Source organism: Streptomyces sp. NPDC001194 (assembly GCF_042896985.1).
Lineage (GTDB): Bacteria > Actinomycetota > Actinomycetes > Streptomycetales > Streptomycetaceae > Streptomyces.
The window spans coordinates 170,781-195,218 of sequence record NZ_JBIAXU010000005.1; the positions used below are offsets into that span (position 1 = coordinate 170,781).

18 protein-coding genes are annotated in these 24,438 nt (G+C 72.4%); 9 read left to right on the forward strand and 9 right to left on the reverse strand.

From position 1 onward, the window contains the following. Positions 1–17: 17 nt before the first annotated feature. Together ACFY1T_RS14585 and ACFY1T_RS14590 are read right to left on the reverse strand one after the other, a co-directional pair. Positions 18–1,136 carry a fatty acid desaturase family protein gene (locus tag ACFY1T_RS14585; protein ID WP_390788418.1) on the reverse strand — a complete coding sequence of 373 codons (1,119 nt, stop codon included), beginning with the start codon at positions 1,134–1,136 and terminating at the stop codon, positions 18–20. Between the two features lie 7 nt (positions 1,137–1,143). Next, on the reverse strand, positions 1,144–2,154 hold the full coding sequence (locus ACFY1T_RS14590; RefSeq protein ID WP_390788611.1) for a ferredoxin reductase: 1,011 nt from the start codon (positions 2,152–2,154) through the stop codon (positions 1,144–1,146). Between the two features lie 131 nt (positions 2,155–2,285). Here ACFY1T_RS14590 and ACFY1T_RS14595 point away from each other — a divergent pair, with 131 nt between their 5' ends. Then, entirely contained in the window at positions 2,286–3,425 is a 1,140-nt protein-coding gene (locus ACFY1T_RS14595) for a helix-turn-helix domain-containing protein (protein WP_390788419.1), read from the forward strand. Positions 3,426–4,099: 674 nt separating this feature from the next. Here ACFY1T_RS14595 and ACFY1T_RS14600 read toward each other — a convergent pair. After that, on the reverse strand, positions 4,100–11,422 hold the full coding sequence (locus ACFY1T_RS14600; RefSeq protein WP_390788420.1) for a LamG-like jellyroll fold domain-containing protein: 7,323 nt from the start codon (positions 11,420–11,422) through the stop codon (positions 4,100–4,102). A 394-nt stretch (positions 11,423–11,816) separates the two neighbouring features. On the opposite strand from ACFY1T_RS14600, the gene ACFY1T_RS14605 reads away from it, so the two are divergent. Further along, the gene (locus ACFY1T_RS14605; RefSeq protein WP_390788421.1) at positions 11,817–12,062 is read left to right on the forward strand and encodes a hypothetical protein; all 246 of its coding nucleotides are present in this window, start codon (positions 11,817–11,819) and stop codon (positions 12,060–12,062) included. A gap of 230 nt (positions 12,063–12,292) precedes the next feature. On the opposite strand, the gene ACFY1T_RS14610 is transcribed toward ACFY1T_RS14605, so the two are convergent. Beyond that, entirely contained in the window at positions 12,293–13,816 is a 1,524-nt protein-coding gene (locus tag ACFY1T_RS14610) for an aldehyde dehydrogenase family protein (RefSeq protein WP_390788422.1), read from the reverse strand. Positions 13,817–13,870: 54 nt separating this feature from the next. Next, entirely contained in the window at positions 13,871–15,196 is a 1,326-nt protein-coding gene (locus tag ACFY1T_RS14615) for a GAF domain-containing protein (RefSeq protein ID WP_390788423.1), read from the reverse strand. Positions 15,197–15,410: 214 nt separating this feature from the next. Here ACFY1T_RS14615 and ACFY1T_RS14620 point away from each other — a divergent pair, with 214 nt between their 5' ends. Further along, on the forward strand, positions 15,411–15,593 hold the full coding sequence (locus ACFY1T_RS14620) for a hypothetical protein (protein ID WP_030860521.1): 183 nt from the start codon (positions 15,411–15,413) through the stop codon (positions 15,591–15,593). 31 nt (positions 15,594–15,624) lie between these two features. On the opposite strand, the gene ACFY1T_RS14625 is transcribed toward ACFY1T_RS14620, so the two are convergent. After that, positions 15,625–16,080 (reverse strand): SAM-dependent methyltransferase, encoded by a 456-nt coding sequence (locus tag ACFY1T_RS14625; RefSeq protein ID WP_390788612.1) that lies wholly within the window; start codon positions 16,078–16,080, stop codon positions 15,625–15,627. 43 nt (positions 16,081–16,123) lie between these two features. Further along, positions 16,124–16,918, reverse strand: coding sequence for a hypothetical protein (locus ACFY1T_RS14630; protein ID WP_390788424.1), 795 nt, complete (start codon positions 16,916–16,918; stop codon positions 16,124–16,126). A gap of 135 nt (positions 16,919–17,053) precedes the next feature. On the opposite strand from ACFY1T_RS14630, the gene ACFY1T_RS14635 reads away from it, so the two are divergent. Then, positions 17,054–17,968: an oxygenase MpaB family protein gene (locus ACFY1T_RS14635; RefSeq protein WP_390788425.1), complete on the forward strand. Its 915-nt coding sequence runs from the start codon at positions 17,054–17,056 to the stop codon at positions 17,966–17,968. Between the two features lie 77 nt (positions 17,969–18,045). Here the strand turns inward: ACFY1T_RS14635 and ACFY1T_RS14640 are convergent, their stop codons facing one another. After that, a complete protein-coding gene (locus tag ACFY1T_RS14640) occupies positions 18,046–18,645 on the reverse strand; it encodes a class I SAM-dependent methyltransferase (protein WP_390788426.1) in 600 nt (199 codons plus the stop codon). A 157-nt stretch (positions 18,646–18,802) separates the two neighbouring features. Here ACFY1T_RS14640 and ACFY1T_RS14645 point away from each other — a divergent pair, with 157 nt between their 5' ends. Genes ACFY1T_RS14645 through ACFY1T_RS14665 form a run of 5 tightly spaced genes read left to right on the forward strand, consistent with a single transcriptional unit; the run spans position 18,803 to position 23,899 of the window. Then, the gene (locus tag ACFY1T_RS14645) at positions 18,803–19,624 is read left to right on the forward strand and encodes an MHYT domain-containing protein (RefSeq protein WP_390788427.1); all 822 of its coding nucleotides are present in this window, start codon (positions 18,803–18,805) and stop codon (positions 19,622–19,624) included. A gap of 57 nt (positions 19,625–19,681) precedes the next feature. After that, positions 19,682–22,405 carry a nitrate- and nitrite sensing domain-containing protein gene (locus ACFY1T_RS14650; RefSeq protein WP_390788428.1) on the forward strand — a complete coding sequence of 908 codons (2,724 nt, stop codon included), beginning with the start codon at positions 19,682–19,684 and terminating at the stop codon, positions 22,403–22,405. Next, positions 22,405–22,848 carry a roadblock/LC7 domain-containing protein gene (locus tag ACFY1T_RS14655; protein ID WP_390788429.1) on the forward strand — a complete coding sequence of 148 codons (444 nt, stop codon included), beginning with the start codon at positions 22,405–22,407 and terminating at the stop codon, positions 22,846–22,848. Before ACFY1T_RS14650 ends, ACFY1T_RS14655 begins: the two co-directional genes overlap by 1 nt. Beyond that, positions 22,848–23,246, forward strand: coding sequence for a DUF742 domain-containing protein (locus ACFY1T_RS14660; RefSeq protein WP_390788430.1), 399 nt, complete (start codon positions 22,848–22,850; stop codon positions 23,244–23,246). The genes ACFY1T_RS14655 and ACFY1T_RS14660 overlap by 1 nt, the downstream gene beginning before the upstream one ends. After that, positions 23,246–23,899, forward strand: a complete 654-nt coding sequence (locus ACFY1T_RS14665) for an ATP/GTP-binding protein (protein ID WP_390788431.1) — start codon at positions 23,246–23,248, stop codon at positions 23,897–23,899. The genes ACFY1T_RS14660 and ACFY1T_RS14665 overlap by 1 nt, the downstream gene beginning before the upstream one ends. A 38-nt stretch (positions 23,900–23,937) precedes the next feature. Here ACFY1T_RS14665 and ACFY1T_RS14670 read toward each other — a convergent pair whose 3' ends face one another. Then, positions 23,938–24,366, reverse strand: a complete 429-nt coding sequence (locus tag ACFY1T_RS14670; RefSeq protein ID WP_390788432.1) for a PPOX class F420-dependent oxidoreductase — start codon at positions 24,364–24,366, stop codon at positions 23,938–23,940. Positions 24,367–24,438 lie beyond the last annotated feature (72 nt).

A 24,438-nucleotide genomic window follows, 5' to 3' on the forward strand; every position in this document is an offset into this window, starting at 1 on the left:
TGGACCGATGCCGGGAATCAGGCAGCGACGAGCTCCTGCTCGCGGTCCGGCGCATCGACCTTGGGCCTCTTGTTCGGCAGCGAGAGCCGGAAGACCTTGCGCCACGCGGAGAACACCTGCTTGGGCAGCGGCCCGGTGACGTACTCCAGCTCGTACTTCTCGAACAGCGCGCGCACCTTCACCGCGACCTCTGCGTACCGGTTGCTCGGCAGGTCCGGGAACAGGTGGTGCTCGATCTGGTGCGACAGGTTGCCGGTCATGAAATGCATGGCCCTGCTGCCGCTGATGTTCGCCGAGCCCATCATCTGGCGCAGGTACCACTGGCCGCGCGTCTCGCCCTTGATCGACCGGCGCTCGAAGACCTGCACGCCCTCGGGGAAGTGCCCGCACATGATCACCGAGTGGGACCAGATGTTGCGGACCAGGTTCGCGGTGAACGTGGCGGCGAGCGTGGTGAGGAACGACGGGCCCGACAGCAGCGGGTGGATCACGTAGTCCTTGAGCACCTGCTTGCGGATCTTGCGGCCCACGGCACCGGCCCGTGCGCGGAACTCCGGGTCCTTGCGGCGGCGCTTGTGCAGGTTCTTGCCGAGCTCCAGGTCGTACGCCGCGATGCCGTACTCGAAGAAGCAGGCGTTGATGAAGTTCCACAAAGGCTGGCCGAGGTGGAACGGGTGCCACTTCTGGTCCTCGTCGACGCGCATGATGCCGTAGCCGAGGTCGTTGTCCTTGCCGATCACGTTGGTGTACGTGTGGTGCAGCTCGTTGTGCGAATGCTTCCACTGATCGGACGGCGAGACGTGGTCCCACTCCCAGGTGGTGGAATGGATCTTCGGGTCCCGCATCCAGTCCCACTGGCCGTGCAGGATGTTGTGGCCGATCTCCATGTTGTCCATGATCTTCGCCACGGACAGCCCGGCGGTGCCGATCAGCCAAGCGGGCGGGAAGAACGAGAACAGCAGCACGCCCCTGCTGACCAGCTCGAGCTTGCGCTGCGCCGAGATGACCTTCCGGATGTAGGCGGCGTCCTTCTCGCCCCGGCTGGCGATCACCTCATCGCGGATCGCGTCCAGCTCGCGGCCGAGCTCCTCGATCTGCTCCGCGGTCAGGTGGGCGGTGGGGTCGATGGCGGTCAAGGTGCTCCTACCGTTCGATGTCGCAGGGGCCCGCCGCGGCGGACACGCAGGTCTGGATGAGGACGCCCGGCTCGGCCTCGGTGATCTCGCCGGTGCGCAGGTCGCGGACGGCGCCCGTCTTGAGCGGCGTGACGCAGCCGAAGCAGATGCCCATGCGGCACCCGGACGGCATGAGCACACCGGCCTCCTCGCCGACGTCCAGCAACGGCGTGGCGCCGTCCGCGTTGACGGTCTTGCCGGTGGCGCTGAACGTGACCTCGCCGCCGTCACCGGCGACGACGACGCCGGCGCGGAAGCGTTCGGTGTGCAGCCGCTCTTCGACGCCGTGTTCGCTCCAGAACCCTTCGGCGGCGTCGAGCAGGCCCGCGGGCCCGCAGGCCCAGGTCTCGCGCTCGGCCCAGTCGGGTACCAGTTCGTCGAGACGGGCCATGTCGAGCACGCCGTCCGTGTCGGTGTGCACCTCGGTGAGCCGCAGCTTCTTGTCCGCGACCAGGCCGTGCAGTTCGTCGCGGAAGATCACGTCTTGCGGCCGTGGCGCGCAGTGGACCATGACGGCGTCGTCGAACTCGATGTCACGCAGCATGCCCATCACCGGCGTGATGCCGCTGCCGGCCGTCAGGTAGAGCACCTTGGCGGGCTTGGCCTTCGGCAGTACGAAGTCACCGGTCGGCTGGTCGAGCTGGACCAGAGTGCCCGGCTTCGCACTGCGGACCAGGTGGTTGCTGACCTTGCCGTCCGGGATCGCCTTCACGGTGATCGTGACGCGGCCGTCCCGGCGGTTCGTCGGCGAGGTGAGGGAGTAGGCGCGCCACAGGCGCCTCCCGTCGACGTCGACCCCGATCCGTACGTACTGACCGGCCGTGTGACCGCGCCAGCCCCTTCCCGGCCTGATCACGATGGTCGCGGCGTCACCCGTCTCGGGGTGCACGGCCTCGATGCGCCCACGCAGGTCGGCGCCCGCACGCAGCGGGCTGACCAGGTCGAGGTAGTCCGACGGCAGCAGCGGCGTCGTGATCATCTCCAGCAGTTTCCACGCCCTACTGCGGAGGGCTGCACTCGTCATGACCCCAGCTTGATGCGCCTGAAGGCGTAAAGTCCTGACCGTAAGACGTAAATTTGGCCGGCCGAATTGTTCGCAGGGAATAAAACATGAGCCATCCAATCCGGAGGGTCACCGAACTGGCCCTGGATCGGACAACCGTCACCGCACTTCGGGCCGCGCTGAAGACCACCGCCGACGAGGTCGTCGAGGCGATCATCGACGAGGTCCCTCCCTACGCCAACGCCCTTTCGGGCCGCATGGGCGTCACCATCCGCCGGGCCGTCCGCACCGCCCTGGGGCACTACCTGGACCTCGCGAGCGGGAACGCCACGGGCGGCGACGCCGGTGACGCGGCCTACGAGCTGGGCCGCGGCGAGGTGCGCGACGGGCGTTCGATGGACGCCCTGCTCAGCGCCTACCGCGTCGGCGCCCGCGTGGCCTGGCGATGCCTGGCAGCGGGTGCCGTACCCGCAGGTCTGCCCGCCGCCGAGGTCGCCAAGTTCGCCGAGCTGACCTTCGCCTACATCGACGAGCTCTCCGCCGCGAGCGCCGCGGGCCACGCCGACGAACTGGCCGCCCGGGGCCGTGACCAGGAGCGCCACCTGGAACACCTGGCCCGCGACCTCCTCGCCGGCGCGAGCCCGGACGTACTGCTGGCCTCCGTTCAACGGGCCGGGTGGCAGCCTCCGGTTTCGCTGACCGCCGTCCTGCTGCCCGCCGCCCACGCCCGGCCTGCCTACCGCGCGCTCGACCCGGGCACCCTCGTCCTCGACGATCTGCCGGACGCCTTCGGTGTGCTGCTCGTCCCCGATGCAGACCGGCCGCATCTCTTGCGGCAGCTGACCGACCGCGCCGCCGTGGTCGGCCCGGCCCGGCCGTGGACTCGCGCATCCGCCTCGTACGCGCGAGCCGCACGCGCGCGCTCCCTCTCCTGCGACATCCGCGACACCGAGGACCACCTGCCCGAGCTGGTGCTGAGCGCCGACGCGGAGGCGTTCGCAGACCTGCGGGCCCGAGCCCTCGCACCGCTCGCGACCTTGTCCGTCGCGACCGCACGGCGGCTGGAGGAGACGTTGCGGGCGTGGCTGCTGCACCAAGGCAGGCGGGACGAGGTGGCGGCGGCGTTGTTCGTCCATCCCCAGACCGTCCGGTACCGGATGTCGCAGCTCCGGGAGCTGTTCCCGGATCTCGCACTGCCGCACCGGGTCCTCGAGCTGACGCTGGCGGTCGGTCTTCGGGCCGGCTGACGCGTACTCCGGCCGTCCGCGGCCGACTTCGGAAGACCGCGTCGGCGCCTGACGGGCGAAAGCCCCGGGTCAGGCGCCGACATTCGTACCCCTAGAAGAAGCCGAGCTTCTTGGGGGAGTAGCTGACCAGGAGGTTCTTGGTCTGCTGGTGGTACAGCAGTTGGAATAGGGCTGACCAGGCAAAACGGTGGTTCGGGATGTCCATCCCGGCAGTATGGTCCGAGAATGGACCGGATCTTGGTCCCGGCCGACCAGACACGGGTTGCTCATCCGGAGGGCCAAGCTGCCGGGCTGGCGACGTCGTTGCAGTGCAGGATGCGGTGGGCGGTTGAGGGGGTGATCCCGGTCGGGGCGGTCACCCGCAGGGATCGATCAGGCAGCCGGTTGGCATGTCTGGTAGCGGCGCGTGGGCCGCGCGCCGCGAGTGTGTGGAGAGCCTGCTGGGGCTGGGGCTGGGGCTGGGGCTGGGGCTGGGGCCGGCCCGGGACGCGTACGGTCGGCGTCGGGTAGCGCTCGTTCCTCGCCCGGCTGCACCAACTCGGTGATCGGCACCGCCAACACGGTCACCGCCTTCTTCCCCGCCCGTGCGCAGCGCCTCTCCTTTCCGCAGTGGGATGCTGTCGCCGGACGCCTGGCGCGCCGGCCCTCCGAGGTGACGGAGGGCCGGGCCCAGGTCAGTTGTCCATGCCGAAGTAGCGGCTGAGGTAGTCGATGATCTCCGTGGAGTGGGGGAGGAGCTCGGGCAGCTGGGCGGCCAGGGCCGCGCGGGTGGCGGTGGCGAGGGCGGCGGTGCTGGTGGCGGCGGGGCGGACGTACGGTTCCAGGCGCTTGATCAGCTCGTAGTTGCTGTCGATGTTCTCGGCGCGCATCGCCTTCTCCAGCGGCGGCGCCCCGGGCGGCGGGACGGGTGCGAGCACCCGGCTGACGTAGGTGACGCGGTGCAGGATCCGCCAGCACGGGGGCTTGGCGGAGTTCTGGCGGGTCTGCCGCAGTGCGGCGGCGTCGGGGGCGTCGCTGCCCGACAGCCAGGTGGGGTCGACGACCTTGTGGTAGAAGTCGTCGAAGTTGGCGCTGTTCTCGCCGAGGTAGAAGGTGAGGAAGCGGTAGGCGTCGACCTTGCCCGGCACCAGGACGGGCTTGCCCGCCGTGTCGTAGACGGGCTTTCCGTCCTTGTCGCGGCGCTGCAGGTCGCCCGGGGGTGCGCACTGGACGTCGAGGCCGAAGGAACGGGAGGCGTCCTTGCCCTTGGCCCGGGTGACGCTGAAACCGCCTCCCACGGAGGCCTCGAGCTGGCCGTAGAAGTTCACACCTTTGAAGCCGAAGTTGCCCCCGTAGGTGCCGCCGATACTGCCGCTGAGCGCGTAGGAGCCGGAGGTGGTCTCGCTGACGGCGTCGGTGGCCTCGGTGGTCTCGGCGAAGAAGCCGCCCTGGGCCGTCCAGACGTAGGTGTTGACCAGGTCCCGGTGCGAGAAGCCGGTGGCGGCGGCGCTGCCGGCGGTGCTGCGCCCGGTCTCCTGCTGCTCGACGGACATGCCCATCGAGCGCAGGAGCGCGTTGGCCTGTCCCTGGGTCGGGTCCGGGCGGTGGGTCTCGGTCGAGACCGATTCGTAGAAGGCGTGCAGCCGCTGCTGGTCGCGGGTGATCCGGCGCTTGAGCGCGTAGGCGTCCCGCGGCTTGAAGTAGCTGTACTCGCCGTAGCCGGTGGCGGTGGGGTAGTCGGGGTCGGTGACCTTGCCGCGGTCGTCGAAGCCGACCGCGCCGTCCAGGGTGCCCTGCTTGGTGTAGCGGGGGTTGATCGGGAAGTGGATGAGGTTCCAGTCCGGCGGGATGTCCGGGTTGGGCAGCATCCGGTAGGCGACCAGGGCGCCGGTGTGCGCCAGGCGCAGCGCGAAGACGTCGGCGGTCTGGGACTGCACGAGCGCCATGCCGGTGTTGGCGGGCACGTACCGGCGGCCGACGGCGGAGTTCAGCACCTTGGCGGCGTCCTCGGTGTAGCCGGTCAGGGCCAGCTTGGCCTTGCGGGCGGTGTTGGCGCCCTGGCTGACCTTGGTGTCCTCGCTCCAGGTGTTGGAGAACTCCAGGCGGCCCGTCAGGCCGACCTTCAACTGGGCGTCGGCGAGCGGGGACGCGATGCCGAAGCCGGCCGGAGCAGTGATCGAGAGGACGCTGGCATCGGTCTCGAAGCCCACCGCGAAGCCGAAGGCGGCGTTGACGCTGCGGGTCTTGCTGGAGGACAGGCTCCGCACCACCTGGTTGGCCTCGGCGAACTCCACCGAGGAGGCGGCGGCGTAGCCGTCGGCCTTGTCTGTGAGGTTCTCCGAGGGCACCGGCGGGGCGCCCTCGATGTAGCCCATGAGTTGCGGGTCGAACTGGGCCTGGCCGACCCACTCGGTGGTCAGGTCGCCCACCTTGTAGCCGGTGACCAGGTGCCAGCGGCCGTCGCGGACGAAGCCGTAGCAGCGCTTGAGCACACCGAGCGTCTCGCCCTTCGCGTCGTACTGGAGGTCGGCGTACTCGGTGGCGCCGGGGGCGCCGGCGATGGTGTCGTGGAAGGGAGTGCGGACGTCGGCGAGGGCCGACCGCACCTGGGCGGTGTCCGTGGACACGGGGGCGGTGGAGAGCAGGACGCGGGGCCGCTTCGCGGAGAAGGCGAGGTTGTTGCCGCGCAGGCCCTCGTCGCGCACCGAGGTGGTGCCGGGTTCGGTGGAGTCCCGGTCGAAGGGCCAGTAGCCGAGCAGGTCCCGCTTGTTCTCGCGCAGGCGGGTGAACAGGTTGTCGCTGATCTGCTCCCGGGTGCGGACGGTGCGCCAGATCCGCACCTCCTCCAGCGTTCCGGTCAGCAGCTCCGTCGGTTTGGCCCCTTCCAGGCGGGCGCCCAGGGTGAGCTGGGCATCGCCCCAGGAGGCGGTGTCCTGGGCGGTCACGGGGGCCTCGGACAGCGGCTCGCCGTTGCGGTACAGCCGCAGCGGGCTGGCCGTGGGGTCGACGTCGCGGGTCCAGCGGGCGCCCCGCAGCTTGGCCGGGAAGGAGCCGGAGACGTCGACGGTGACGTTCCCGGCGTTCTCGTTGAAGGGCCAGCGGGCCAGCAGCCCCCTCTCACGCGCGGTGACCGGCTGCCCGAGCTGGACGGCCGGCCGTGCGGAGTTCCACAGCCGCACCTCGCACAGGACACCGTGCAGCCCACGGCCGATCTCCAGCTCGCCGGAGTTGGACTGTGCACCAGGGCCGCTGTACAGGTGACTGCCGGCGGCTGCGCCGTCCAGGTAGAAGCGGATGTCCTGCTCGGACTGGATGCTCGCGTTCGCCTGGGCGGCAGCTGAGGTGTCGGGTTTGCGGCGCTGCCGCACCACGGTCACCCGCTGGAAGGCACCGACCGTCACGGGCCGGTCGGAGGTGTGCCGGACGGCCTTGCCGTCGGCCTCGGCGAAGGCGAACTCCACCCGGCCGTCGGCCAGGATGCCCAACTGGTACGGGACGCCGTCCCGGCCGCCGTCGACCACCGTGCCCTTGGCGAGCAGGCCCATCGGGGCGCCGAGCTTGTCGATCCGGACGAACGCCTCGATGGTGAGGTCCTCCAGGACGTCCAGCGAGTTCTGCGGGGCCACCGACAGGCCCGCGCCGCCGTTCAGGCTCAGGGCCCAGGACTGGGTGAAGGTGGCGGCCAGGTGCGCCCACTCGTTGCACGGGAAACGCTCTGCCGAGCGCACCACCCGGTCGCCCACCCGCGCGACCACCTGGTAGCCCTTGATCGGTGAGGGCGGGCTGCTCGGCCCGTCGAAGGTCCAGTGGCCGAGCAGGCCCGGTTCGCGGCCGGAGAGCCGCTGGTGGCGCTCGGAGGAGATCTCGTGCTGGGTGCGGGCCCGGCCGAAGACGCGGACCTCGTCGATCCGGCCGTCGAGGTAGTCGCCGGTGAAGGGGAAGTGGCCCAGGATCAGCGGGCCGTTGCCGGTGTAGGCCCCGTTGGAGGTGCGGCGGGCGACCTCGACGCCGTCCCGGTAGAGGATCTGCTCGCGGGTGGCGTTCTTGTAGACCGCGGCCCAGTGGTGCCACTCCAGGTCCGGGTAGGCCTGGGTGGTCTTCAGGTCGTCGCCGTACAGCGAGAAGTAGAAGGTCTCGTCGGGGTGGACCCACAGGTGCAGGGACTGGTCGACCCGGCCGTCCGTCGCACCGTGGAACAGCAGCGGCTCGACGCGGCCCCGGGACTGGTTGCGCTTGGCCCACAGCTCGATGGTGAAGTCCCGGTTCGCCAGGTCGAGCGAGGGAGTCAGCTGGGCCTTGGTGCCGCCGACGAACTGCCAGGCCGGCAGGGCGGCCGGGGCGAGCGCCAGGGAGTAGCCCGATCCGTCCGTCCTGGCGTGGACGATCCGGCCCCCTCCGGCCTCGGGGTTGACCCAGGCCTCCAGGCTCAGGTCACCGGTCGGGGCGATGTTCTGCTGCTGGCCGGCGGGCAGGGTCAGGTACTGCTCCTTGCCGTCGAACAGGAAGGCCCGGCCGGGCATCTCGGCCCGCCAGCGGCAGCCGCGGCCGGTGATCGTCGCCTTGGCCGTGCCGTTGGGGACGGAGTCGACGCCGCCCGGGGTGAGCCCGATCAGACGGGAGCCGGCGGACAGCAGGACCCCGGCCCGGGTGGACTGCGCCCGGGCCGAGTCGTAGCCGACCAGGCTGACCTTGTCGCCGGGCTTGATCGCGGTGCCCGCCGTCGTGAGGGTGAGCGTCTTGGCGCCGGTGGGGTTGTCGGCCTCCGCGGCGTAGCCGGTGCTGCCGATCACGAGGTGGGCCTTGGCCGGGACCGGCACGGTGGTGGCCCCGGCCAGCTCCACACTTCTGCCCGTCACCCGGGCGACCGCCCCGACCGTCACCGGCCGGCCGGGGCTCCCGGCCAGGGCGGCGGCCATCAGGTCGGCCTTGCGCGGCAGCGACCGCCAGGTCTCGGTGTCCGTCCCGACGGTGATCGTGAGGTCGCAGCGGCCGGGCGCGTCGCCGTCCGCGACCTTGATGGTGGCGCTGTCCAGGGCAACGGCCGGGTCGCGGGCGAGGAAGGTGAGCGTGCCGCCGTCCCCGGCGAGGGTCTGGGCACCGCGGACGACGCCGGTGTCGTAGTACACGGCGAAGAACTGGTTCTCGGCGCCGCGGAAGTACAGCACGACGTTGCCGGTGCCGCTGTCCAGCAGTGCGGGCCGGTCGGTGCCCCGGGCGAATTCGAGCAGGCCGCCGGACAGGCTCAGACCGGTGGAGTCCACCGCCAGCAGCGGCATCGCCACTGTGAGGTCGTCGTCCCCCTGCAGGGCGGTCGACAGGCGGGCCAGCTGGTCCCGGGCGTCCTTGAGTTCGGCCTGCTTGGCGGCCAGCACGAGCTGCAGTTCGGCGACCCGCTGTTGGGCCGTGCGCGCCTCTTGGAGGAGCTGGCGCGCGGCGTCCAGCTTCTCCTTGGCCGCGAGGTACGCCACGTCCACACCTGAGCGCATGGACAGACGCGTCATCTTGAACAGGCCAGAGTCCGCCGTGAGGCATTCGCTCGACTGGACCAGGTGGGGCAACTGGTACGTGGAGGGCGAACCGATCGCGAGCCGGCTGCCGCGGTTGACGATGCGGACGTACTCGCCCTCGGCGATCAGCTGGAACTGTGCGCTGACGTTGCCCGGTTCGCGGACGATCGTGCTCAGCCGGGCGGTATCGGACGTCGAGTTGCCGGTGACGCGCAGGTCCCGGTTGCGCTCGCGGGCGACCAGGAAGTAGCAGGGCCGGCCGTTCTGGCTCTGACCGGTGTCGTCCAACCACCAGGTCGTCCGGGGGCCGTTGGGGGGGACGAACTGCACCCCGGCCTCGTACTCCGAGGTGAGGATGGCGAAGAGCGACTGCGCCAGGTGGCCGCTGGCCAACTGGCGCGGTGTCTTGAGCTCCAGGCTGTAGGTCCAGGAGGTGACCAGGTCCTTCTCGGCGAGGTATCGCCGCTCCAGGTCGTCGAAGCCCGGCTTCAGCCGGTCGACTTCCGCCTGGCACTCGGCCACCCTGCCCGCGGTGCCGGCCAGCCGGGTCATCTCCGACTGAAGGGACGCGACCTCCGGCTCCAGCCGCTTGATCAGCTGCTGCAGGGCGCTGACCTGTTCCGAGTCCTGGCCCTTCGTCGGCCGCTTGAGCACCGCCGGGTCCAGCACGTCCGGCGCCTGAGCCAGCCGGCCGTCGCGGCCGACCGCGAAGTCCAGGCCCGCCAGGCACGGGTTCTGGCCGTACCTGGCGGCGAACGCCAGCAGCACCCGGGCCTGCCGCTTGGCGGGCTTGGGGTCGGGGCGGTACCCGGCGACCACGTTCTCCTGCTGGTGGTACAGCACGGCCGACAGGCCGGACACCACCGAGCGCCCCTTGAGGACGAAGCTGTCGCGCCGCACCCCGGGGTGGTCGCCGACCGGGGCCTCCGAGCCGGTCCACTGCACGCCGCCGCCGAGGGTGCCGTGCAGTGCCCGGTCGGTCTGGTCGTTCGCGGTGCTCCCCGTGCCCTCGTCGAACCGGTAGTAGGCCACCAATCCCGGCTCGTTGCCGATCAGCCGGTAGCTCATGTCCTCGGTGAGCTCGGCGGCAGAACGCACCCGGTCCCAGATCCGGAGCTCGTCGACGTCGCCCTTGAAAAGCTTGTCCGTACCGCCGGAGGAGTCCTTGCCGACCAGGGTGTTCACACCGGTGGCCGGGGTGAACGGCAGCGCCCCGGTGCCGGCCGGCCTGCCGTTGACGTACAGCTTCGCGGTGGTGCCGTCAAAGGTGGCGGCGATGTGGGTGTAGGCGTCCGTCGGCACCGACTCGGTGGACAGCAGCGGCGACGGCGCGCCCCGGTGGGTGAGGCTCACCAGGCCGGCGGCGTCCACCGCCAGCAGGTACTCCCCGCTCCTGGCCAGCACCGGACCGTCGAGGGCAGCCGGTTTGACCCAGGCCTCGATCGAGTACGCCTTGCCGCCGAACCGCAGCGCCGCCGGATCGCCCAGGTCGACATGGGCGTCGGTGCCGTCCAGCCGCAGCGCGGTCTCCGCGCGCCCCTCGGTGCCCGTCACCGATACCAGCTCGCGACCGGTGAAAGGGCAGTTGCCCGGGCTGCGCTCGAACACCGCGTCGCGGTAGAGCGGGTCGGGGCTGGTGTAGAAGCGGGTGCCCCGGGTGTTGAACAGGCCCTGGGTGCCTTGCTCGACGCTGAAGGAGTCGACCCGCCCGGTGGCGTCGTTGTGGGCGAACAGCTGCCAGCGCTGCACGCCGCTGATCGCGGTGGGCACCAGCACGGCGGCGAACCGGCCCTGGGTCAGGTTCCGTACGAAGGACAGCTCCTGGGTCGGCTCGTGGAAGGGGCGGCCCTCCATGTCCTCGGTGCCCAGGCTGTCCTTGGCCGACTCGGGACGGGTGGCGTGCCGACTGCGCTTGTAGCGGACCTCGAGCACCGGCTTGAGCTTGCCGTCCACCAGCAGGAACCGGTCGCACAGCAGGGTGTCGCGCACCAGCGGCACCTTCTTCGTACCGCTGAGCACGTAGTCCGTGCGGGACGCGTTGCCCGAGCAGCCGCCGCCGGTCAGCTTGTACACCGCGTCGGAGTGCGTCTCGCCGACCGACTGCCGTAACACCACCACGTACGTGCCGTCGGAGACCACGTGGAACGGGGCGTCCGCCGTCAGCCGCGCGGTGGTGGACAGGAACGGGTCGGTCTCCTGGGCCGTGGGCCGCTCGTCGACGGCCGCCTCGGCCCCGCCGCGCTTGACCGTCGGCATCGCCGTCGCGCCGACCACTGCGTACCCCACCTCGGCCAGCTCCCGGGGGAAGACCAGCTCGGCCGGGTTGTCGCTCCAGTACGCGGTGTCCGCCTCGCCCTTGGCCGGCGGGCCGGACAGGTCCAACACCGAGTAGACGATCCGGCGGGACGCGTCCATCGCGAACGCGATGGTGGTGCCCTGGTGCCGCGCCATCGTCACGTGCCGGTACGACCGGTCTCCGTAGATCTTGAGCAGGGATTCCTGCGGTGCCACTGCTTCCCCTCCCGCGAGCATGGCCGCTGACCCCGGCCCTCACGGTCCGGAGCGGCGCTGGACGTGCGGATCACTCCTGACGGAGCGTCGGCCATTCTGGCACCCACAGTTACGATTGCGCGGAGGTCGTGGAGCCACTCGGGCGGTACACGGCTTGAACACCGCTCCGGGTGGCCGGACTTCGCCGTCCGGCGACCATTGTCACGGCCGAGGGGTCGCAGGCCCGGCGAAGCCGTCGGGTGGCCGCCCCGCCGTGTCGTTCCGCGTTCCACCCGCCGTCGGCACCCGTTGCGACCGGCGCCTGCTGCCGCCCGAGCGGTAGGCCGAGCGGCTCAACTCGCTCCTGCCGGAGCCGGGAAAACCGGAAACCAGCTACGGCCTTGGTCTTATGGGCGTGCGCGACTGGATCGGGCACACCGGCGAGATTCCCGGCTTCACCGCGACGCTCTTCTACCACCCGGGGCTGGACGCCACTGTGGTGGTGCTGGTCAACAGCGATGTCGCGGCGGGAGGATGCCCGCCTCAGATACCCACCTTGGCGAAGAGCCGCCGCAACGGCCCGTGCGACGTACCGGCGAACCTGATCAGTGCCGCACTCGCGGACGCCCTTGGCAAGCCCATTCCGCCGCCCACCCCCTGAGAACATCCTGCGAGGCGAACGGCGACACCCCTCCGTCCGGCCGTAGCTGGAGGATCGACTTGCGCTGTTCCGCAGGGGCGCCGGCCGGGAATCTGGTCCGTGACTGATCCGGAAGGAAGGGCTGAGTTGACCCCTTGGGTACTCGGTGCAGTGGTTTCACACCGTTCGGTGTCTGACCGCAAGAGAGCTCCCGGAGAGCAATCTGCATTCCAGGAGCTCAACTTCGGGCTCTAGAAGAATCCGAGCTTCTTGGGGGAGTAGCTGACCAAAACGTTCTTGGTCTGCTGGTAGTGCTCCAGCATCATCTTGTGGGTCTCGCGGCCGATCCCCGACTGCTTGTAGCCGCCGAACGCCGCATGGGCCGGGTAGGCGTGGTAGCAGTTCGTCCACACCCGGCCCGCCTGGATCGCGCGGCCCGCGCGGTACGCGGTGTTGATGTCGCGGGTCCAGACGCCCGCGCCCAGCCCGTACGGCGTGTCGTTGGCGATGCGGACGGCGTCGTCGAAGTCCTGGAACGAGGTCACGGACACCACCGGGCCGAAGATCTCCTCCTGGAAGATCCGCATCCGGTTGTCCCCCTCGAAGATGGTCGGCTGGACGTAGAAGCCGCCCGCCAGCTCACCGCCCAAGTCCTGCCGCCGGCCGCCCGTCAGGACCTTCGCGCCCTCCTTCTGCCCGATCTCCACGTACGACAGGACCTTGCGCAGCTGCTCCTCGGAGGCCTGCGCGCCGATCATGGTGTCCGTGTCCAGCGGGTGCCCCGGCACGATCAGTTCGGTACGGGCCACGGCCGCGTCGAGGAAGTCCCCGTACCGGCCCCGCTCGATCAGCGCGCGCGAGGGGCTCGTGCACACCTCGCCCTGGTTCAGGGCGAACATGGTGAACCCCTCCAGCGCCTTGTCGCGCAGGTCGTCGTCGGTGGTCCAGATGTCGTCGAAGAAGAGGTTGGGGCTCTTGCCGCCCAGTTCGAGGGTGACCGGCTTCAGGTGCTCCGCCGCGTACTGCATGATCAGCCGCCCGGTGGAGGTCTCCCCGGTGAACGCGATCTTCGCCACGCGCGGGCTGGACGCCAGCGGCTTGCCCGCCTCCTCGCCGAAGCCGTTGACGATGTTCACCACGCCCGGCGGCAGCAGGTCCGCCACCAGGCCCAGCCAGTAGTGCACCGACGCCGGGGTCTGCTCGGCGGGCTTCAGCACCACCGTGTTCCCCGCGGCCAGCGCAGGGGCCAGCTTCCACACCGCCATCAGGATCGGGAAGTTCCACGGGATGATCTGCCCGACCACGCCCAGCGGCTCGTGGAAGTGGTAGGCGACGGTGTCGTCGTCGAGCTGGCTCAGCGCCCCCTCCTGGGCGCGCAGCGCACCCGCGAAGTAACGGAACTGGTCGATGGCCAGGGGTATGTCGGCGGCGAGGGTCTCGCGGACCGGCTTGCCGTTCTCCCAGGTCTCCGCGACCGCCAGGGCCTCCAGGTTCTGTTCCATCCGGTCCGCGATGCGCAGCAGCAGCGTGGACCGCTCGGCGGCCGGGGTGCGGCCCCAGGCGGGCGCGGCCGCGTGCGCCGCGTCGAGGGCCCGCTCCACGTCCTCCGCCGTGCCGCGCGCGACCTCGGTGAAGGTCCGGCCGTCGACGGGGGAGGGGTTGGCGAAGTAGCCGCCGAGGGCGGGCTCGACGTACTCGCCGCCGATGAAGTGGCCGTAGCGGGACGCGTACGACATGAGCGCGCCTTCGGTACCGGGCGCAGCGTAACGGGCCATGGTGTCCTCCCCTTGCCGGGCGCCGGCCGCCGTCGGACAGCGCTCGGGAGGAGGCTAGGAGCGGACGGGTTGCGGATACGTTGCACGGCGCGGCGGCGCGGCCGGCCCCGTGCGCACGAGGGCGGATGCGGCGCCGAGTTCCCCGTCGAGGTCCCGTACGCGGGCCAGGGCGGCCGGACGTCGCTCCGGCGGCAGCGCTTCGGCCAGCGCCCGCCACGCCGCCCGGTCGTCGGCGCCCCACGGGGTGCACACCCAGTCGGTCAGCAGTCCCGCGTCCGCCCGGGCGATCACCGCGGCCCGCGCCTGGTCCTCGATCCGGCGCCGCAGCCGGACGATGCCCGGCGCGGTCGAGCCGGGGAGCAGCGGGCCCGCGTAGTGGTGGAGGGCCGCCGAGACGGCGCCGGCCGCCAGGTGGCGGGACACGACCGTGAAGTCCGCCTCCAGCGGCGCCGCCGTCCGGTACGGGCGCGAAAGGGGAGCGCGGTCTCCCGACAGCCCGCGCAGACGTGACATCTCGGCGCGCAGGGTCACCGGTGACATCGACTCGTCCTCGTAGAGCTCGATCGCCAGCTCCTCGCCGGACAGGCCCGCCGGGTGGTGCGCGAGCAGCGCCATGATCTCGCTGTGCCGTCTGCCCAGGCGGACCCGCGCACCCCCGCCGACCAGCAGCGCCTCGTCCCGGCCGAGGGCGGCCAGGGTGTCCCCGGCGGCCGGCGGGACCGGGTCCAGCAGCGCCAGCTGTGCCTCCGCGGCGCGGGCCACCGCCTGCACGAAGGCGAGGGAGTGCGGATGGGCCAGGCCGTCCCCGCCGGTGATGTCGACCGCGCCGAGCACCCGGCCGGTCCGGGGATCGCGCACCGGGGCCGCCGCGCAGGTCCAGGGGTGTGCGCGCCGGCTGAAGTGCTCGGCCCCGAAGACCTGGACCGGTTCGCCGACCGCGACCGCCGTGCCGGGTGCGTTGGTGCCCATCGCCGCCTCCGCCCAGCGCGCCCCCGGCACGAAGCCGAGCCCCTCCGCCCGCCGCAGCGTCGCCGACTCGCCCTCCACCCAGAGCAGGCTGCCCCGGGCGTCGCACACCGCCAGCAGATGCGCCCCGTGCGCCGCGAACGCCCCGACGAGGTCCCGGAACACCGGCATCACCCGGGCCAGCGGGTGCTGCGCCCGGTACGACCGCAGATCCGCCTCCGCCAGCTCCACCCGGGGCGTGCACTCCGGGCTGACCCGCGCGCGGGCGCACCGCCGCCAGGACCTCGCGATCACCGCCCGGACCGGGTCCTCGACCCGCCCGTCCCGCGTGAACGCGGTGTGCGCCCGGCGCAGTACGCGCGTGCGCTCGGCGGGATCGGCCCCGCCCGGCAGTGCCACCGACGGATCGTCCATTCACCCTCCCGTGGTGCCGCGGTACCCGGAGCGCCCCCATCGTCGTGCCGGTGGCGGGCGCCGACAAGCGCTGCGTCGGCCATGGCACAGCCGAATCGCCGCCGAGCGGTGTCCGCCCGGTCGCCTTCGGTGTCCGTCCGCGGGGGCCGGGAACGCGCGGTCGCGGCGGCGCGTTGTGGGGGTAGTGGACGACGACAGGTGGAGGTGTCCGCAGATGTCCAAGCGCGGCAAGGTCGCGGTTGCCGGAGTCGCGGCAGCCATCGTGTTGTTCTGGACGGTCGGGTTCTGGGCGGGACTGCTGGTCCTGATCGGTGTGCCGGCCGCCGCCTACCTGCTGCTGGACCCCTCCCAGCGGCGCCGCCTGCGGGGTGTGTCCAGGAAGCAGCTGGGCCGCTGAGCGGGCGGCGCGGGCCGGCGGACGGCGCGGCTCAGTAGTAGTCGCGCATCAGCGCCGTGGCCCACCGGGGCTGGCGCAGTTCGCCGCGCGGGCCGAACTCGGCCATGTACGGCTTGAGGTCCAGGACCGGGGTGCCGTCGACCGCGTCCAGGCCCTCCACGTGCACGTCCAGGCCGTCCACCTTCAGGATCCGGCACCGGGAGACCCCCAGCCGGTTGGGCCTGTTCTTGCCGCGCTGGGCGAAGATGCCGACCAGCGGCCAGTCCGTGTTGCCCCGGGGGTGCCGCGCGCCCGTCTCGATCTTCTCCACCGGGACCCGGTCGAAGTGGTAGACGACCTCCAGGTGCGAGAAGTCCGCCAGCCCGTAGAGGGCCTCCGGGCCGAACCGCCCGGCGTCCAGGCGGATCACCGCCGTCTCCCGCCCCCAGTCGTCGTCGACCGTCTCCGCGCGGCCGCCCACCACCACGGCCACCGGCTCCGATTCCACCAGCACAGCGTCTCCTTCGGTTCGGCCCCGGTCCGGGCCCGGTTCAGGCCGGGCGCACGGCGACGCGGTCCAGCGCCGCGAGCAGCTCCGGCAGTTTCGGCAGGCCGAGATCAAGATCCCCTTCGCGGGGGACGGTGAGCACCTCGCCCGGCTCCTCGTCCAGCAGTACGAAGGCCGCGTCGCCGGTCCGCGCCACCAGCGACCAGCCGGGGCCGTCCACCCGCAGCGTCCGCACGCCCTCGCCCGCGAACGAGGAGCGGACCCGGCCGGGCGGCGGCGGGCTCTGCGCGTACTCCAGGGCCTCCCGGAGCGCCCGAGCGAGCCCGGGGTGCGCCGCGGCGGCCGCGCCGCCGTCCGTCGCGACCCGCTCGCGCCACCCGGTCCACTCCCGGGCGATCTGGTCCGCGCCCATCCGCCGCTGCACCGGCCCCCACACCTCGGCGGACGGCGGTGCCAGCGGCACCCGCCCCGTGCCGTCGGCGCCCTGCTCCGGGTCGTGCGGATCCGGGATGCCCGGCGCCGCCACCGACAGGGCCAGCGGCCAGCCCGCCAGCGAGACCACGATCGACCGCTCGTCGGGTGACAGGTCGTACTCCATGCCGCAGTCCCAGGAGGCGATCGCCATGGCCACGAGCGACACGTCGTCCACGACGACGGTCCAGCGCGCGCCCTCCTCGTCCTGGCCGAGCACCAGCCCGTATCCCCGTGCAGCCGGCTTCACACCCAGCAGCGCGCAGGCCTCCGGGAAATCGTCGCCCAGGATGCTCGGAAACTGCGCGGGGGTCAGCAGCACGGCGGTCAGCACGTAGAGCGCACCGCCCCCCTCCTCGTCCGTCACGTGGCCTCCCGGTCGCTCTCTCGTCGGCGCACCCTAACCAGCGGGTAACCCCCGCGTCGAGAGCCTGCGGCCGGCGATTTCCAAGCCCGCCACCTGCACGTAGAGTTGGCCACCCGCCACAGAAAGGGACACCCGGTGCAGCGTTACGACCGGCTGAGGGAGATCCTCCGGCTCGATCCCGACAAGGACTTCCTGGCCATCTACCGGCTCACCGCCACCTACGAGTTCCCATGGGACTTCACCCGCGCCCTGGAGCTCGCCCTCTTCCGTACGTACGCCGTCCCCAGCATCGGCGGTCTGCTCGCCGAGACCGGCGAGTTCACCGAGCGCCCCCAGAAGCGCTACGACGACACCTCGCTGCTCCTCGACGCCGTCGTGGAGCACGGGTTCGAGAGCGAGACCGCGCGCACCGCGATCCGCCGCGTCAACCAGATGCACCGCGCCTACGACATCACCAACGAGGACATGCGCTACGTCCTGTGCACGTTCGTGGTGATTCCGGCGCGCTGGCTGGACGCCTACGGCTGGCGGCCGCTGACCCACCACGAGCGCCGCGCCAGTGCGAACTACTACGCCGAACTCGGCCGGCACCTGGGCATCACGGACATCCCGGGCTCCTTCGAGGAGTTCGAGGAAACCCTGAACTCCTACGAGGAGGCCCACTTCGGCTGGGACGAGGGCGGCCGCAAGGTCGCCGACTCCACCATCGCCCTGATGGCCTCCTGGTACCCCGCGGCGCTCACCCCCGCCGTGCGCGCGCTCAGCCTCTCCCTCCTCGACGAGCCGCTGCTGTCCGCCTTCCGCTACGAGAGCCCCCGCCCGCAGGTCAAGCGGCTGTTCCGGGGCGCCCTCAAGCTGCGCGGGCGCGCGATCCGCCTGCTGCCGCCGCGCAAGGCCCCCCACTACGCCCGGCAGAACCCGGAGATCAAGGGCTACCCCCACGGCTACGACGTGGGCGAGCTCGGCACGTTTCCGGTGCCCGGCTCGGGGGGATGCCCCGTGCCCCATCCGCGCCGGCCGGCCGGGGCGGAGGCTCAGCCTCCGGCATGATCCGGGGCGCCTCCGCGGGTCCCGGGCCGGGTGCCGACGTACGACGTGTCCGGCACGAGCCGCTGGGGCGAGGGCGGTCAGGGGCGGCGCAGCGCGAGTGCCAGGAAGCGGGCGTCCTCGTCGGCGTACGAGGTCATGTCCCAGCCTGAACCCGCCAGCAGCGGGCCCAGGTTGTGCTCGGCCCGCATGTCGTCCGGCGTCAGCTCGCGGCCCTGCCGCGCCGCCAGTGCCGCCCGCCCGATCGGGTGGAACAGGGCGAGCCGGCCGCCGGGGCGCACGACGCGGGCGAGCTCGCGCAGGTTCGCCTCCGGGTCGGGCAGGTGCGCGACGAGCCCGGCGGCGAACACGGCGTCGAGCACCCCGTCGCGCAGCGGCAGCCGGGCCACGTCCGCCAGCAGCAGCGCGCCCTCGGCGTCGCGCCCGGCCCGCCGTGCGGCGGCCAGCATCTGCGGGGTGAGGTCCGCTCCGAGCACCGTGCCGGCCGGGCCGACGGCGGCGCGCAGCGCCGTCAGCGCGCGCCCGGTCCCACAGCCCGCGTCGAGGACGCGGTCTCCGGGGCGCAGGCCGAATTCGGCCACGGCCGCCTCGAACGCGGGGCCGTCCGACGGGAACTTCCGGTCCCAGTCGGCGGCGCGCGTCCCGAAGAACTCCTGCACGTGCGTGTGGTCTTCGCTCATGTGGACATGATCCCCCATGGGCTCCGCGCGGTGCGTGTGCAAGGTGGCACGTGGCGTGATCGAAGAAGAACGTAGCTCTGTCATATTCCAGCAGTTCCAGCTGCTTTCGAAATGCGCCCCTTGTTCGCGCCCTCACCCGGACTAGCGTCCCGGGGCCATGGGACACCTCGACCACGCGGCCTATGGCTGGCTGACACCCGTACTGTCATACGTGATGGCATCCATCGGCGCCGCCCTCGGGCTGCGCTGCACCGTCCGCGCGCTCGCCGCGACGACCGGCTCCTCCCGCCGCAACTGGCTCCTCACCGCGGCCTCCGCCATCGGCACCGGCATCTGGACGATGCACTTCGTCGCGATGCTCGGCTTCAACGTCACCGGCACCGAGATCCACTACAACGTGCCGCTGACGATCCTCAGCCTGCTCGTCGCCGTGCTCGTCGTCGGCGCCGGGGTGTTCGCCGTCGGCTACGGCCGGGCCCGCGGCCGCGCCCTCGTCCTCGGGGGGCTCACCACCGGTCTCGGCGTCGCCAGCATGCACTACCTCGGCATGGCCGCCCTGCGCCTGCACGGCAGCGTCTCGTACGACCCGCTCACGGTCGCGCTCTCGGTCGCGATCGCCGTCGTCGCGGCCACCGCCGCGCTGTGGGCCGCGCTCAACATCAAGGCACCGGTCGCCGTGGCCGTGGCCTCGCTCGTCATGGGCGCCGCAGTCAGCAGCATGCACTACACCGGGATGCTGGCGGTCGCGGTCCGCGTCGTCCCCTCGGACCAGACCCTGCCCGGCGCCACCGCGATGCAGTTCATCTTCCCGCTCGCCGTCGGGCTCGGCTCGTACCTGTTCATCACCGCCGCGTTCGTCGCGCTCTCCCCGACCGCCGATGAGCGCGCCGCCTCCGCATCGGCCGCCCGGCACCTGGGCGCGCAGGCACCGGCTCCGGCGGGGGCGGCCTCCGCGGTGCCGCCCGCGCCGGCCCGCTGAGCACCCGAGCCGATCCGCCCCGCCCCCCTGCTGGACCGCACCCGGAACGAGGAGCCCATGCGCACACCCCGCAGACGACCGGAAGCAGCTGCGCCGCAGCTGCCGGCGCCCCCGGCGCGCGGCCGCCGGGCCCACGCCGGACCGCCCGCCGAGGAACCGGCGGCGCCGGACGGGCGACGGTCCGGCGGACCCGGCCCGGTGACGACGGCCGGGGCCGCTCCGGCGTCCGGCGGCGGGTCCCGCAGGCCCACGCTGCGCCCCGCCACCGTCCGCGCGAAGATCGTTTCCCTCCTGATGGTCCCGGTCGTCTCCCTCCTCGCCCTCTGGGGCTTCGCGACCGTCAGCACCGCCCAGGAGATCGCCCGGCTCACCCACGCCCAGCGCGTCGACGAGCAGATACGCACCCCCGTCGCGGCGGCCGTGACCGAGCTTCAGGCCGAACGGCGCGCCGCCGTCCGTTACCTGGCCGATCCCGGCTCCGACCAGGGCGCCGCACTGGAACAGCAGACGCGGCGCACCGACGCCGCCGTGCGGCGGCTGCGGCTCGGCGACCGGCACACCGTCGCCGAGTCCGGCGACCACCGCTCCGACGTCGTGGTCCGCGTCGGCGCCTTCGTCGCCGCGGCGGAGGGGCTCGGCGCCACCCGCAAGGAGGTCACCGACCGGCGGGCGACCCAGGACGCGGCGTACGAGACGTACACGCGCGTCGTCGACAGCGCCCTCGCCGTCGACGGTTCCCTCACCGGCGGATCCGAGGCCGAGCTCGGCCCCGAAGCGCGCGTCCTGCTCGAATTCGCCCGTGCCGGGGAACTCCTGTCCCGCGAGGACGCGTCGATCGCCGCGTCCGGCCCGCGCACCGCCGAAACGCTTCGGCGCCTGACCGGCGTCATCGAGACGCGCCGCGCCCTCACCGCGGGCAGCGCCGACGACCTGCCCGCCGCCCAGCAGGCCGCCTGGCAGTCCGTCGCGAAGAGCGCCGCCTACGCCGAACTGACCGCAGCCGAGGACCGGGTGCTCGTCGGAGCGGCAGCCACGGGTGCGGCGCCGGGAGCGGCCGCGGGCACGTCCAAGGACGCGGGCACGTCCAAGGACGCGGGACCGTCCAAGGACGCGGGACCGTCCAAGGACGTGGGCAGGGACGCCGCCACCGGACCGGCCAGGGACGCGGCCCGCGGTGCGCCCGCCGGCTGGGACGCCGCGTACACGAGCATCAGCACCTCGATGCGGGAGATCGCCGCCGCCGCCCATGCCGGAGCCGTCGACCGCACCGACCCCCTCGCCCAGGGCGGCCTCAGCCCCGCCGGAGCCGCCGTACTGCTGGGCCTCGCCGCCGTCGCCGCCTCCCTCGTCATCTCCGTGCGCATCGGCCGCGCCCTCGTCGTGGAACTGGTCTCGCTGCGCAACACCGCGCTGGAGATCGCCCACCGCAAGCTCCCGCACGCCATGGACCGGCTCCGGGCCGGCCAGGACATCGACGTCGAGGCCGAGACCCCGCCCCCGCCCCCGGCCGACGACGAGATCACCCAGGTCGGCGAGGCCCTCGCCACCGTCCACCGGGCGGCCCTCGGGGCCGCCGTGGAGCGCGCCGAGCTCGCCAGCGGCGTGAGCGGCGTCTTCGTCAACCTCGCACGCCGCAGCCAGGTCCTGGTGCACAAGCAGCTCACCCTGCTCGACTCGATGGAACGGCGCTCCGACGACCCCGGCGAACTCGGCGACCTCTTCCGCCTCGACCACCTCACGACGCGGATGCGCCGGCACGCGGAAAGCCTGATCATCCTCTCCGGAGCCGCTCCCGGGCGGGCCTGGCGGATGCCGGTCCCGCTGACGAACGTCGTACGGGCCGCCGTGTCCGAGATCGAGGACTACCCGCGCGTCGAGGTCGGCCGGCTGGCCGAGGCGGCCGTGCTCGGCGGCGCGGTCGCCGACCTCACGCACCTGCTCGCCGAACTCATCGAGAACGCCACCCAGTTCTCCCCGCCCCACACCAAGGTCCGCGTCAGCGGCGAACCCGTCGGCGCCGGATACGTCCTGGAGGTGGAGGACCGCGGGCTCGGCATGGGCCGCGACTCCCTCCACGAGGCCAACCGGCGCATCGAGCAGTCCGAGGCCCTCGACCTCTTCGACAGCGACCGGCTCGGGCTCTTCGTGGTCAGCCGGCTCTCGGCCCGGCACGGTGTGCGGGTGCACCTGCGCACGTCGCCGTACGGCGGCACGACCGCCGTGGTGCTCCTGCCGAACTCCCTGCTCCAGGGCGCGATCGAGACCGGCCCCGGGCCGGCGCCGGACCCGGGCGCGCCCTTCGAGGCCCCCGCCGAACCGGGGGAGCGGGCGCCGCAGCCGCCCGCGATGACCGTCGTACGGGAGGACGCGCGCAGGCCGGCGGTACGGGAGGGCGTGCAGCGGTCGGCGGTACGGGAGGACGCGCGCCGGTCGGCGGTACGGGAGGAGCCCCGCGGCATCCCGGCGCCGGAGCGGACCCCCGTACGGGACGAGGAGCCGCGCCCGGCCCCGGTGGCCTCCCTGCGGCCGCGGGGCCCCGGGGGCGCGGAGACCGCCGAACTGCCGCGCCGCGTACGCCAGGCCAGCCTGGTCCCGCAGCTGCGCGAGGCCCCCGCTCCGAAGGAGCCGGCCGGGACGCGCCCGCCCGAGGGTCCGCCGGGGCTCAGCCCTGAGCAGGCCCGGGACCGGATGGCGTCCTACCGGGCCGGCTGGGTCCGCGGCGCCCAGGAGACCGGCGCCCAGGAGACCGGCACCCACGCAGGCAGCGAAGGAGAAGTGTGATGATCGAGCACCAGAGATTCAACCCCGACGGAATCCGCCGGTCCGGCGAACTGGACTGGCTGCTGGACGATCTGGTGGTCCGGGTCCGCGAGGTCCGGCATGCCGTGGTCCTGTCCAACGACGGCCTGGCGGTGGGCGCGTCCAGCGCGCTGAGCCGGGAGGACGCCGAGCACCTGGCCGCCGTCGCCTCCGGCTTCCACAGTCTCGCGAAGGGCGCGGGCCGGCACTTCCACGCCGGGGGCGTGCGCCAGACGATGGTGGAGATGGAAGAGGGGTTCCTCTTCGTCGCGGCCGCCGGGGACGGCTCCTGCCTGGCCGTGCTGAGCGCGGCGAGCGCCGACATCGGGCTGATCGCGTACGAGATGGCCCGGCTCGTGAAGCGGGTCGGGGAGCACCTCTACACCCCGTCCCGGTTCGCGGCGCGGCCGCCGGCCGCGGGCTGATGGCGGCGGTCCGGTCCGTGAACGGCCAGTGGTACGACGCCGACGCGGGCCCGCTCGTCCGTCCGTACGCGATGACGGGCGGGCGTACGAAGCCGGGACCCCACGGGGTCCGGTTCGACCTGATCGCGCTGGTCGTCGTGGACGGCGAAGGCGCGGACGCGGCGGCCGAGTCGCTGCTCGGCCCCGAACACCGGGCGCTGCTCGGCCTCTGCCGGTCCGTGACCCAGTCGGTGGCGGAGCTCGCCGCGGACGCGGACCTGCCGGTGGGCGTGGTGCGGGTGCTGCTCGGGGACCTGCTGGAGGGCGGCCACGTCAAGGTGAGCCGGCCGGTGCCGCCCGCCCGTCTGCCGGACGAGCGGATTCTGCGTGAAGTCATCGAGGGATTGCGAGCGCTGTGATGGGACAAGACCACGACGGGACCGGCGGACCGGACGTGTTTGCGGATCCGGAGGAGGACGGGGAGCTGGCGGCGCTCTCGCTGAAGATACTCGTGGCGGGGGGCTTCGGTGTCGGCAAGACGACGCTGGTCGGCGCGGTCAGCGAGATCCGGCCGCTGCGGACGGAGGAGCTGCTCAGCGAGGCGGGCGCGCTGGTCGACGACACGGGCGGGGTGGCCCGGAAGACGACGACGACCGTGGCGATGGACTTCGGGCGGATCACCATCCGGTCGGGGCTGTCGCTCTACCTGTTCGGGACGCCGGGGCAGGACCGGTTCTGGTTCCTGTGGGACGAGCTGTCGCAGGGCGCCCTCGGCGCGGTGGTGCTCGCGGACACGCGCCGGCTGGAGGACTGCTTCCCGGCGGTGGACTACTTCGAGCACCGGCGCATCCCGTTCGTGGTGGCCGTCAACTGCTTCACGGACGCGCGGCGGTTCGGGGCGCACGATGTGGCGCGTGCACTGGATCTGGAGTCGGGAACCCCGGTGGTGCTGTGTGACGCGCGGGACAAGGACTCGGGGAAGGAAGTGCTGATCAGGCTGGTCGAGTACGCCGGGCGGGTGCACACCGCCCGGCTGCTGGACTCGGTGGAGCCGCAGGCCGATTCCGTGTGAGGGGGCGGACGGCGGCAGGAGAAGGGGCGGTGCGCGGGTCAGTGGGTGATGCCGTCGACGGAGATCACCTTGTCGACGGGGACGCGGACGAGGAGTTCGCCGGGGACGGCGTTGCGGCGGCCGAAGGCCTCGGCGCGCTCCTCACCCATGTAGCGGGCGGCGATCCGCGTCGCCCAGGGGAGCATCTCCTCCACGTCCTGGCCGATCTCGGCGCGCCCCTGGAGGACGACGTAGGAGTACGGCGGGCGGTCGTCGTCCACGCAGAGCGCGACGCGGCCGTCGCGCAGCAGGTTGCGCCCCTTCACCGTGTCCTTGCCGGTGTTGAACACGAAGGCGTCGCCGTCGAGAACGAACCAGACGGGTGCGACGTGCGGGCTGCCGTCCTCGCGGACGGTGGACAGCTTGCCGGTGCGGGTCCCGTACGAGACGAATGCCCGCCATTCCTCTTGAGTCATCTTCTTCGCCATGGGCACATCCTCCTTGCCCGAAAGGAGCTGGTGGGGAAGGCTTGCGGCACTTACCAAGAGGGGTGGGGCGCG